At 41.8% G+C, this 12183-nt stretch carries 10 protein-coding genes, 1 tRNA gene and 1 pseudogene; 3 read left to right on the top strand and 9 right to left on the bottom strand.

Annotated features, from left to right (window positions below; translation table 11 throughout):
• Both BM122_RS18670 and BM122_RS18665 read left to right on the top strand, forming a co-directional pair.
• On the top strand, positions 1–264 hold a 264-nt coding region (locus BM122_RS18670; RefSeq protein WP_143083534.1), incomplete at its 5' end, for a transposase.
• Positions 265–725: 461 nt separating this feature from the next.
• Positions 726–817, top strand: a tRNA-Ser gene (locus BM122_RS18665).
• Positions 818–1208: 391 nt separating this feature from the next.
• On the opposite strand, the gene BM122_RS18660 is transcribed toward BM122_RS18665, so the two are convergent.
• Positions 1209–1553, bottom strand: coding sequence for a hypothetical protein (locus tag BM122_RS18660; protein WP_083398599.1), 345 nt, complete (start codon positions 1551–1553; stop codon positions 1209–1211).
• Positions 1554–3312: 1759 nt separating this feature from the next.
• On the opposite strand from BM122_RS18660, the gene BM122_RS18645 reads away from it, so the two are divergent.
• The gene (locus tag BM122_RS18645) at positions 3313–3576 is read left to right on the top strand and encodes a hypothetical protein (protein WP_074907034.1); all 264 of its coding nucleotides are present in this window, start codon (positions 3313–3315) and stop codon (positions 3574–3576) included.
• 1049 nt (positions 3577–4625) lie between these two features.
• On the opposite strand, the gene BM122_RS23590 is transcribed toward BM122_RS18645, so the two are convergent.
• From BM122_RS23590 to BM122_RS18605, 8 genes and pseudogenes are all read right to left on the bottom strand, one after another.
• Complete coding sequence (locus BM122_RS23590; protein ID WP_177198211.1) at positions 4626–4781, bottom strand: hypothetical protein; 156 nt, start codon at positions 4779–4781, stop codon at positions 4626–4628.
• A gap of 376 nt (positions 4782–5157) precedes the next feature.
• On the bottom strand, positions 5158–5463 hold the full coding sequence (locus tag BM122_RS18635) for a hypothetical protein (RefSeq protein ID WP_074907032.1): 306 nt from the start codon (positions 5461–5463) through the stop codon (positions 5158–5160).
• Positions 5464–5927: 464 nt separating this feature from the next.
• Positions 5928–7145 carry a YfjI family protein gene (locus tag BM122_RS18630; protein WP_074907031.1) on the bottom strand — a complete coding sequence of 406 codons (1218 nt, stop codon included), beginning with the start codon at positions 7143–7145 and terminating at the stop codon, positions 5928–5930.
• Positions 7138–8061, bottom strand: coding sequence for a toprim domain-containing protein (locus BM122_RS18625; protein ID WP_074907030.1), 924 nt, complete (start codon positions 8059–8061; stop codon positions 7138–7140). The genes BM122_RS18630 and BM122_RS18625 overlap by 8 nt, the downstream gene beginning before the upstream one ends.
• A 17-nt stretch (positions 8062–8078) precedes the next feature.
• On the bottom strand, positions 8079–8324 hold the full coding sequence (locus BM122_RS18620) for a helix-turn-helix transcriptional regulator (protein WP_046850232.1): 246 nt from the start codon (positions 8322–8324) through the stop codon (positions 8079–8081).
• 303 nt (positions 8325–8627) lie between these two features.
• A complete protein-coding gene (locus BM122_RS18615; RefSeq protein WP_074907029.1) occupies positions 8628–9782 on the bottom strand; it encodes a tyrosine-type recombinase/integrase in 1155 nt (384 codons plus the stop codon).
• A gap of 100 nt (positions 9783–9882) precedes the next feature.
• A complete protein-coding gene (locus BM122_RS18610; protein ID WP_074907028.1) occupies positions 9883–10245 on the bottom strand; it encodes a hypothetical protein in 363 nt (120 codons plus the stop codon).
• A gap of 223 nt (positions 10246–10468) precedes the next feature.
• Positions 10469–11751, bottom strand: a pseudogene (locus BM122_RS18605) (IS110 family transposase).
• Positions 11752–12183 lie beyond the last annotated feature (432 nt).

Here is a 12183-nt window from a genome sequence, read left to right as displayed (position 1 = left end):
GTGGCGGACAAGGGCTATGACAGCGAATGGTTACGGGAACAGATAACGAAGAAGGGAGCTCAGGCTGTGATACCGAGAAAGCGCAACTCGTTGAAAGGTAATGCAGATATGAATTGGGGTTTATATCAATACCGGCATTGGGTGGAGAATGCTTTTGCCCGGCTAAAGCAGTATCGGGCAATAGCAACACGATACGACAAACTGAAACGAAATTACGAGAGTATGGTAGCTATAGCATGTGGATATCTATGGTTACCTATGTAAAATGTCAACAGACCCTAGCTAATCTCATTTGAGATGAATTCTCAGCAGCTTATCGTGTAAAATACGTGTATGAGTATATATAATCATCAAAGTCATAATTATTGATATCATATTTTGTGGTTACTGGCGAAGTATCGTCGGAAAGTATTTAGTGTAGGAGAAAGAGGGATAAAGTTCTAACAAGCTGTTGAAAATGATCTATCTTAGGCCGCGGCGTTAGAAACAGGCTCAAGATATTCATTTATCAGATATCAGCCCTGCTTCTTCTTTTACCTGTTTTCGGCCATCATCGAATACCTCGATTAGGCTTTTCACAATCCGCTAAAGGATCTTTCTCAGTAATTTTGGTAAATCATCTATAATTCTTAGAATCAATCAGCACAAAGGTTGCTCCAAAGTATGAACTAGTTTATCCTTGGCACCCTATTATTTTGAGTTAAACATCATTTTTGAAGCAAATGGGAGAAGTGACCGAGTGGTTTAAGGTGCACGCCTGGAAAGCGTGTGTACGGTTATCACCGTACCGCGGGTTCGAATCCCGCCTTCTCCGCCAGTATAAATAAAATAACTAACTGATTAATAACATATAACTATCTTTTAAACCGTCTCAGTTCTGCCCGATGTTCTTACCCTTGAAAATTCTACTCAGTCCAAAAAGCATTTTTCTAATCAATTTATGGAGAGAATGCATCGTGGAAACCATCAAAGCAACACACGCCAGATCGTTAAAGGTTTAGTAGGGATTTTAAATTATCACTTAAACTGAGGGCAATATCTGAAAAGAATAGAAAAACCGTCGAAACTGGTAAGAGTTCGACGGTCTACATGCAGCATTTTCACATAGAATTGTTTATAGAAAATGCATCGTGAAATATTTATAAAAACTCATACTTGATAAAATTCACGATAAGAATTTAATCTTGATTAAGTGAAACCTGTGTTTATTACTGCACCGGCACCGTCACTTGATCAGATGTGTTACCATCCTCGAGAAGTGTAATAGTAGCATTTCCGAAGATTACATCGACGATATGAGCAGTCCATGAATCATTTGGACAGGTTGGAGTGTTAGGCACAGTAGGAACGTCAGTGGATATCCTATATCTAGCGCTACCATTTCTCGGCGTTGGTTGAGGCTGCGTACTTCCCGTTATAAGCACGTCAGTATCTTGACCCGGTGCTACGTTACCGCCAGGGTTTTCACATTCAATGATTGCAGTACCCCTTGCCTCAACAGTGAGTTGAAAAGTTGTTCCACCTAGGCCAGCGACTTTACCGTTACATATCAATGTTGTGCCGGCATCGCTACAAGTTTAAGTTCCGACAAAGTGTCCGCTTTGTGCGAAAGTTACACCCACTGAAGCAGCACAGATAAATAACGTTCCAAATAAAATGCCAATCGGTTTAATGTGATTCCTGAGTATTTTCATGACGTTCTCCAGAGTTTGCAAAAAATAAAATGTTTTCATGGCATATGCATCCGATCGATACGTTTATTTCTCGGCACATCCCGTGAAAGTTACTCAAAGTAAAGCTCCTTATAGAGACTTTGTTTTTGAGTAAGGTCTATTTGAGCAAAAATGAAAAACTTTTACATCCTTCAAATGGAGGATAAATTTAATCTCTTTATAAACACGTAAATAAATAAATTAACCGCATCAAGCCTGCTTGCCCCTTGGTTTGAGTTTTAAAGAATATGTTACTTAATTGGCTTCGTGCAGTACTGATTCTAATGTTCCAATACGCACAGTAATCATGGAGTGTCAGGCCATCCGCTAAAGCGCAGCAGAGTCGTCCTTCAGCTCTAGTCAAATGGTATTGCTCAGTAAATAATTCCAGTTGCTTGTTTAGTTGGCGATTAGGATCGCGCAGTTTGATCAGATACCGGGCAACATTCAAATCGGCTGTGGTAGGTTCAGGCAATCTAAAGCAGGAGAACAATATGATCTCCCGAGTTTTTTTATTAACCAGTAATAGGATAAGTGGTCCAGCTTCCTTATTTTTCTGCTCCACAAAAATTTTGAAGCGAGCGGCATTAGGTAAAGACGGCAGAGCAAATCTTGGGAATAAAACGAAGGGTATGCTTGATCGGTTTATGGTTTGTTCTGCTTGAGATGTGATATGTATGACTCGTGTTTCGCTATCAAGCTACAGCCTCGGCCGTACGCTCCAAACATGAGAAACATTGTGGTGTTGTACATGCATTATGTAGATCATTAGTGAACTGATCGGTAATGCGACGAAATTGTTTTCGACGATCAAAATTTTTTGAGTTTAATTTGGAGTCTGGCATACATACCTCCCTACCTCAACCTGAAAATTCACCTCTTTATTGCACAGAGCAGGAGATGTTAAAAATATGATTTAAGAGGCTCTATATGAATCCCGTAGATGAATAAAGTAAACTGAAGGCTTCGGTATAAGAAATAAAAATTTATATTAGTATAGTTCTTAATATCTCGGCAGCTTCTTGTACCCCATTTTTCGGCAAACTTAATCTTGCTATTGATGCCCTCGAGAATGCTATTGGTAAAGCATGATTCGACAAAGTGAATAGTCCCGATACAAAGGGAAGTCACAGTTTTAACAATTACACTACTATTTAAAAAATAGTTCATAAAAATCCATAGATTATTGAATAAATTGTAAGTTCCGACTGCAAAACCTGCATATTCCATAGATCAGTGAGTCTATTTTCCTCAGCTGAAGCATGTTAATTTTGAAAAATTCTGTAGATTAGGGAATTTTGGGATATTCTTATTATCACTAAACGGTTAATTTATTGAAATCATCAAAACTAGCTGAACAGTGCTTATCCAATTTTATTTTTGAATGCGTCAGATTTAATACAAGCTTTTATAGCGCATATAAAAATTCATTCCCGCCAGTAACAAAATGCCAAGTAATTTCATTTCCTATGAGATATTCATCTAGTCCAAGCAGCACCAAACAGGTTTGTGGTTTACCGTACAGACGAGCTTAAGTTAATTGGGCATTATTTGATCGCATTCATCGTGAATGAAAATAACTTAAAGCAAGGAGCAAAAAATGAAAAACTTATTATTATCTGGATTAATTGCAGCAAGCTTCATTTTTTCCAATGTTCATGCTGCTGAAACCGTAACCGAGAAAAATAAAGCTGTTAAAGATGACATCAAACGAGATGCTCATGAAGAGATGCATCGAGTAGATGAGGCAACCTGTACAGGAACAGATACAGAGTGCGCTGAGCGAAAAGTCGAGCATCGCTCTAAAGAAACAAAAGAAGTGATCAAAGACAAATCTTCTGAGATAAAAAATAAAGTAGATTAACCAAATCTGCTTTTGGCAAGCAAAAAAGACCCGTCGTTGTGGCGGGTTTTCGCTGATGTATGGCTACATGTAATTTTATCGACAAAAAAGCACTTAGGATTTAATTATATTCCGGAAATAATTTCAATCTTGCTTAATCGTTGATTTAACTCTCTAGATAGAAGCCAACTCTACATTAGTTCTTTTTTGGTTAGATTTAGGGAGGGAATTGCAAAGTGCGGTTCTCCGGTGTGAAGCTGCAAAGATCGAAATAACCCCTATTCCTAATTTCGCGGCTGCAAAAATTTGAACAAAGCGCGGTTCCTGGCGTAAGAGCGCCTGAGACCGAAGCTCCCCTCTATTATCAAAAAACTGTTTCTCTGAACTGCCAGTGTAAAAATTTAAGGAAGTCGCGGCTTCGTACCTAAAAGCACTAAAGATATAAGGTGGCGTATGGTCTAGAATACTATCTCACACTATTATAGTGCCGTGTTTTACGAACAATTCCGTTATTTGTCGTTAAAATAACGGATTCTTGTTTAACTCTTTCCCACACTTTTCCGCACTTTGCTAAATTCCTTGCCGGGTTTTTCTCTGCCAAGAAACTATCTACCATGGATTTCTGTTTGAGCTTCTTTTTTTGAGAACCAGTCTCAGTAATACTACTACATGTGCGGAGTACTTCAGTTCGGTACTGTGTATAACGTCCCAGGCCAAGCAACATGTAACAGTAACGTCTAAGTAATGTCCCTTACGGCGCATAGTCTTCTCTCTCGCCTTCTTTAACTGTGACTATGTGCCGTGTCCGCAAACCTGATGAACTAAAACCGCTCTTGACTCAGGCAGCCATTAGTCTAAATTGCTTTAATGCTGTACACCGTAATCCAATGCATTTACAACAGACCACATTTGTGTGTTGTCATAAACAAATCCAACAGTGTTGTCGAATTGATCAGGAAATTTATTTATTGAAACATTAATACCTGCCTTGATATAGAAGCACCTCTTAGACCTTAGGTAAGAGTGGAAATCATCCATATCTTTTGCTTCCTTAAAATTATATATGTCTTCTAGCCATTTTTTTTTAAGCATGCAATATGGCCAGCTTTAGTGACTGCATCATATGCATTGACTTCAATAGAGGGGAACAATAAAATTATCAAAAAAGCTAAAATAGGAATCATATCTTTTATTTCAATTATTTTTAAATATCTTCGCGCCGCCATAACTCCTTTCGATCTGTTTTCAAGCCTAGCAAAAATTTTTCTTGTTGGGTTTGCCTTCCGGATGGCTGTCTTTAGTTGTTAAATAAAAATCATTAGCACCTTATGAAGGGATGCCGATTAATTACGTAATGAAGCTAACTATTTCATATCATAATTTCTGTAGATTGGATAAACCATATTGAATGAGTTTAAATCAAATATCTGTTTATTGTTCTCTGTAACCCTTTTTATTCTGCAACGGATAGAGTCAATTGTTAAAGATTAATATTTTGAGTAGTTGCCTAACTGTGGAATCACCTATACTAATTTTGTATTGCTGGCAATGCCCACCAAAGAAAAACATGTAATCGCTACACTTCGCTCGATAATCTACCCTTTACTCATCCGTTAAAGTGCAGCCAGATTCAAACCTGCCTCGAGCATGTTTCAAGAAATACTCAAGCGCTTTGGGATCATTTCTACATTTATTCAAAACGTGGTAATGATCTTCTTCTGGTTCACGAATTGAGAATAACCAGGTGCGGATGACTTCAAGGTTGCTATCAGTGTCAGTTTTTGGTTCTGTTGTGTTAGCTATTGCTATAGTTGCTATTTCTGCTACTGTTCCCTTGCTTTCTTCACGATAATTAGCAGTAGCGATTTTTATATTTTTACTTTTTCGAATCAGGTCTACCAAGCTCATGTAATGGACCTCAATAATTCAATTTTTTGAATTGTAGGGGCTGCTATTGCTACAGTTGCTATTCTTGCTATAGTTGATCCTGGTATGGCTCATCTGTAGCAAAATAGCAAAAGTAGCAGTAGCAATATATAAAATCAGAGAAGTGATGGATTTACATTCAGAGTAAGACGCTTCCCATCTTTGGCGATTTGCAAGCGGTCAAGCTCACATAATTCCTTGATTGCATTATTTAATCGTTCTCTTTTGCGTAATGGCCCATGCTGTAGCATATAGTTTTTGCTGACTGAAGAAATGCGCTCACGTCTGCAATAATTAATTAGCCAGCTATCGACTCTTGCTGCTTCAGAAAGTTCAACAGGTAAGGCAAGTTCACCAAAGAAGCGTCTTGACTCGTAAAGATGCCATGCAGCGATTGTGCTTGCTTCATCAAAGCTATCAGCCCCAATTGATCCGTCTGGGCCATGTTAGAACACGTGGAAGATGGCTGCTAGTCTTGCTGCATTATCTGCGGATTTGCTCGCGACATCACGCACGTCGTAAAGCTCGCCACCATTAGCAAGCTCCTTTTCGATAGCATTGTAATACCTTACCCACGCTGCTTTTGCTTCTGGTGAGAATGTCAGCGTAACAGGCTCTAAACCTCCATCATCAGACATAGAAGGTGGGATTGATAGAATCTCGTTTAGTCGCTTGTTGAATGCTGTAAGACTAGGCCAATTTGTCGGTGGTTCCGTAAAAAACCGTGTACCTTGTGTTGACTCAGGCCATGAAACAAGAAACCGTGCAAAATATCCTTTTCCACGCGCCAAGGCTCCAGATTTCTCTATAAATTCTCTCAGCGTCGTTTCTTGAATCTGCAATCCTACGGTTAGCCTTGCGCCTTGTACTGTGAATGATTCCGATGTTCTTCTACCTACGTTATGAACGCCACCATCCCAAAGAACGTTATATAAGGCTAGATTACGCATTACTGATTCCTTACCCATGCCATGAGATCCGAAGATCAAGCCAGCTTCACTGGATATAACACCAGATGAGGGCCAATGCTTGGCGAGGCTCCAGGCTAGATTCTCGGGAGTTTCATCGCCAAGTAATAATCTGGGCATTCTTGGTGCTTCTGGTTTATTATGCTGGATTTCAGCTAGATCACGCTTCAATTTGTCGGTAGGCTTACAAGCTTTACCAGCATTTTTTATTGCTGCAAGTATTCCTTCACGTTCAGCATTCCATGCTGATAATTCAGCTTCAAACTGTTCTAGCTCTGGCTTCAACAATTCAGCTTGCTGTTGCTCATGCTCTCGAATTGGTGTAGTAAAGAAACCATCGCATGTTGATTTTCTTTCGCCTGAATCGCCAATGGTCAACATGAACAAACCGCAAGGTCCTTGTAGCCTCTCTGCTCGCTGCACATTCACATGGGCTTGTGTTGCCAGTGATAAAGCGCTTAATGCAGACGATACCACCAATGGAATAGGTGCCTTAACGAAACCTTGAACCTCTAAGACGGATTCACGTATTCCATCCGGTAAAGCATCTATAGGGTAAGGCTCAGGCTCTACTTTAACTGTCAGTGGCTGAGGTTCAGGCCATTGATACGGGTTTTCACCTGATTCATTCCTTTCTCCCTGAGGAAATGTGTTTGCTAAATTGCTCGGGAATTTTGCTTTGTTAAGATCAAGCATGGTTACCTCCTGCATTCAGATAATCATTCCAATCCATGCCTGCAATAGGTGGGATGTACACCTTGCCGCCGACCGTTAGCGCTGCCTTGCTTGCTGCTTTCTGACCTACACAAGATAAGTCATTATCACCACATATGATAATTTCATGGTCAGGAAAATGGCTTCTTATAACTTTGACAACAGGTAAGAGATTGCCCGCATCAAACGCCACAATGACACGCTGTCCGCTATGCTCAAAAAGACTTGCTCCTGTTGCGTAGCCTTCGCAAATTAGAATCCGTTCGGATAGGCCATCAATGATGAAAAAGCATTTTTCATTTTTACTACCCTTTGGGAAGCGCTTCTTACCTTCTGGGGAGATAAACTGAAGATTAACTAGCCTACCTGTTTGATCTTGGAGAGGCACGACCAGCGCATTGCCAAGAATTTTCACGCCATGAGGCTGAATGCCCTTCTTAATTAAATACTGGTGGTCTTTTTGGTTTCTTGCTAGTCTGCCGCAGCCATACAGGTAGGCTGCTTTTGCCGCCACTTTCTCACGTTGATTGTGGCTTTTAATCTCTCTTTGGCGTTCTGCCTCGTCAATTCTGGCTTGCTGTGCAATTATTTCCTGATGGGTCAGTTTCCTGCCTATATCCGCCCGCCAATTCTGCCAACCTAGCCCATCAGTATGGTTTTGTAAGCCGCCACAGGGAAAATCATCAATATGCAGGAGATAAGCGCCATCTCGATTGTTTTTAGATTTGCTAGCAATAGCGCATCTATGAATCTCACCATCAGCAACCGGATTGACAATAATCACTCCTCGTTTACTAGCTGCATCATTGACGAATTGATTAACAATATCAAAGTAATTTGTTAAAATACTGTTTGCTGACTGGCAAGAGTCTTTAGGCAAAGAAATAGGAGCATACATAATCTGGTGCTCCTTTTTTATTGCACTACATTTTTACGGTCTGCTTCAAGCTTGGCTACCAGCTCCTTAAGCTGGTCATCCGTATAGCCTGCCGCCATCGCTCTGCAAACCGTATTGACTTCTGAATCAATCCATACGGATGAACTTCCAATCTTGACAGGGTGTGGGAATTTCCCCTTACGGATTCTTAAATATAAATTCGCGTGTGAAAATGATGTTTGCTCTAATACTGCGGGTTTCTTCTTGAAACTAATTTCTTGCATAATCATCCTTTAGATTAAAAAGATGACAATGACTTTATGCGTATAAAGCTACTTTTTTCGTGCTTTAATGGCACTATTTTGTTAACATATAACTTGCGTTGAATGCAATAACAAAAAAGCTTTTAACGTACTCAGTCATTGTCATATCCGTGGAAGGAATAAAAAATTGACTGGATTAAATCCCTCAAAGTGCGTCAACACTTTGAGGGAAACCTCACAATCACTTATGAATATAACATTATTCATCTGCGTATTATAATACAGTGATTAACCTGATTCGAACTTTTGATCTCTCTGTAAGCCTCATTTATTCAGATAATCCGACCAATCATTCATCAATTTCTGTCTTTTATTGAAAAGGTCTGAACGTCGGTACGCTCCTTCAACCGCGCCAATAGCATGAGCAAGTGCCTGTTCGCATACCTCGCTCGGATATTGTGTCTTTTCTGCCGCCCAATCTCGAAAACTGGAACGTAAGCCGTGAATGGTTGCTTCTTTATATGAGATTGACTTAAGCGCTTTGCTGATTGCCACGTCAGAAAGAGCATCACCATATTGATTGAAAAAAACTAATCCATTCTTACTAAGTAGCTTAAATGTTTTGACCTTTTCCAGTATCTCAATACATTCTTGTGATAATGGAACACGATGCTCACGCCCTGCCTTTATCCTGTTTGCAGGTATTGTCCAGATCGCATTATTTATGTCGATTTCATCCCACACCATTTCTCGCGCTTCATTGCTGCGACATGCTGTTAATGCTATCCATCTGACACAATAAGCGCTCATACTGGTTTTAGCGCGTAATATCGCCATGATTTCAGGTAATCGATTGTAGGAAATAGCCTCAAAGTGTTCTACTGGTTGCGTTTTCTTTGGGGATGGATAAACGTGATCTAAACACCCGCGCCAGCGTGCAGGGTTTGCTTTATCTATACTTTCATGCAGATAGCCAAAATCTAAAACAGCTTCAACCCGCATTCTCACTCGGCTTGCTGTTTCGGTCTTGTCGTACCAGATAGGCTTCAGAATCCTTTTAATGTCCTCTAAATAAATTTCCTGAACAGGCTTCTTACCGATAAAAGGAAAGACATATTCTTGTAATGTATTAACCCATTGTTGAGCATGTTTGGTATTGCGCCACCCTGCCCGCTTTGACTCGATCAACTCAAGCGCATAATCAGCAAAGGTCTTTGTCTGTTGCTTTGGTGCTAACAGGTTTTTGGGATTCGAACCCGAAGCAATAGCACGCTTCATGTCGACAGCTAAATCACGTGCTTCAGATAGAGTTCTAACAGAAACTGAACCCATACCCAATTCAACAGGCTTTCCATTAACTTTATAACGAAATACCCAGCTTCTAGCGCCAGAATCTTTAACGCGCAGATATAGACAATTGCCGTCTGAATGACTGCCTGGGGGTAGAGTTTTAATTTTTACTGCTTGTAGCTTGCCCATATCTAATTCTTACCTTAGTTCTGACCAATAAGACTAGACAGCAGTATATTTTATGATACAGTGATATACAAGCTTTTTGCAGAAATGCTCTTAATAAGGCTTAAACAAAAGACATTTTGGTATGATAGTGGATATCAGTAGACAACTGTGGAAAGTGAGTTAGGGGGAAGACTTCTCCGCCAATATCTCTGTATTTAAGGTGTTCCTCCAGCGCTTCGAAGGGAGGCGTTAAATCCGGCCCCCTGTAACGGGTGCCATCAAAGGAGTTACGCAGGATAGAGAAGTCAATTTCCTGCTCAATGGCAGCGACGCTGTCGCCTGGTTCCACCATGATTGCATAGCCGTGGCGGTCGTAGTTGTAGAGTTCTTCGGAGCAGACTTCTGTGAACCGCTGCTGCATCAGCTTTCGAACGGCGGGATTGAGGGGTCGGCTGACCAAGTTGGGATCATTGAGGACTAGCATGGTGTACCTCCTTGAGAGATGGATGAGAAAGAAGCAAAGCATCTAGGGCCAACACTTGACCGAGCGCTTGGCAAGATGCAACGCTTTCTCAGATTATTAATCCCCAAGCATCGCCGAAGGCTCTTGTGGCTGTTATTGGGTTAAATTGTTTTTTGAGGTGATTTATTTTAGGGATACTTCTTTTTCAAGAAACAAATATAACACACTGGTTTTACACCAAATATTAAGTGGTCCCAGGAACAGGGGTAAGATTAAGCACCAGCTTCCGATCGCGAACAATCAGATGATGCAACACGCGTTGACGATACCGCTCATCAAAGTAATCCTGCCCTTTATCGACGTACTCGGTTCCTTTCGTTAGCATCGTGTAGATCAAGCGCGCCAGTTTGTGTGCTGTCGCTGTGATTGCCTTTGCCTTGTCGAGTCTGCCACATAATCTTCTGTAATAGGCACCCAGTGCAGACTGACTGGATTTCAATGAAACTGCCCCCATGCGCAGTGCCTGAGCCGCACAGTTCGCTGTGCGCTTGCTTGCCCCCGATAGCACTTTTCCGCCCGATATTTTTGTTCCAAGACACAACTCAAGCCACGAGGCAAACTGCTTCGCACTCTTGAACCTGCTCATGTCAGCGCCCACTTCACTCAGGACTTTCATCGCAGTCGTCACTTCGATGCCGTCAATTCGCGTCAAATCAACCCCACACATGCCAATCAGATGGGCACGCAAATCAAATTTGGGAGAGTTCTTGACATTGGAGCGGCGCTTCTTCTGGCTGATCTCTACCTTGTGCACCTGAAGTGCCGCAAGCATGGTTTCAAGCTGCCGGTCACATTCGGTGAGTCCTTCGCTGTAGGCGTCATAGAGTGACATCGCTTGCTTGAGTGCAAACAGGTGTTCTTCGCGCCAATTCCCGACTAACGATTTCTCAATCTCGTCTTTGCTAGCCCGGATGCGATTGCTCTTGAGATTCGCCAAGATGTGCCCATCTCTCTCACCAGCAATGATGGCGCGAACGATCTTTTGACCGGTTTCGCCCACAATATCCGAAATCACGTTCGCCAATTGCACGTTCATTTGCGCCAGAGCCTTTTGCCTATGTTGCACATGTACATGTCGCGCCTGATAACGGATCAGCATATCGCGTTGACGAGATATGGCTCGTAGTGCACATATCTCATCTTTCGGGCAGAATGCGCCAGACAACAACCCAAAGCTCATCAGTTCTGTAACCATTGGCAGTCCAGTACATCCGACTTCCGGCCAGAAACATTTCTAACGTGCCGCGCATTTACTAGATACACCGTCAGCCCGCGCGACTCCAAAAGTTCATACAGTGGAATCCAGTATACCCCCGTCGATTCCATTGCCACAGTGTCAATTTCACAGGCCTCTAACCAGTCCGCTAAACCATTCAGCTCTGCGGTGAAACTCTTGAATTCCCTTACCGGCTCGTCATCCCGATCCAGCGGTACCGCCACAAAATGGCTCGCAGAGCCAATATCCATTCCCGCTGCATTCGGATGGATTCACTCCAATTTACTTTGCTTGAACTTGCCATGATATCCTCCCTCATCTCTATTGGAATGCCGCGCTGGTTCAGGTACGTCGTTGTACTCACTCTTTCAAACGGGAGGTCCGTTACCACGGACTCACCAATGTCGCCGACGTGACCCATGACCACGCTAAAAAACGGGCGGATTAGCACCAGTGATGTGTCGGTCTTCTCCAGCGCGACATTCCAACTTTATCCCTCAAACTCTGACGGCGCTTGTTTCTTCTGCGCGCCTTGCCGCCTCTAGCGGATTACTACGCAAAAAATTCATAATTCATCACTGATGTTACGCAGGCCGCCGAAAAAAGCTTATCATTTTGGTCATGAAAAAAGAAAAACTTGAGCTATATACTGATTATCTGATCAGCAACAACGGTTATGCAAC

The sequence above is a fragment of the Nitrosomonas communis genome (genome assembly GCF_900114745.1).
GTDB classification, from domain to species: domain Bacteria; phylum Pseudomonadota; class Gammaproteobacteria; order Burkholderiales; family Nitrosomonadaceae; genus Nitrosomonas; species Nitrosomonas communis_A.
This window is presented reverse-complemented; position numbering and strand designations above follow the sequence as displayed.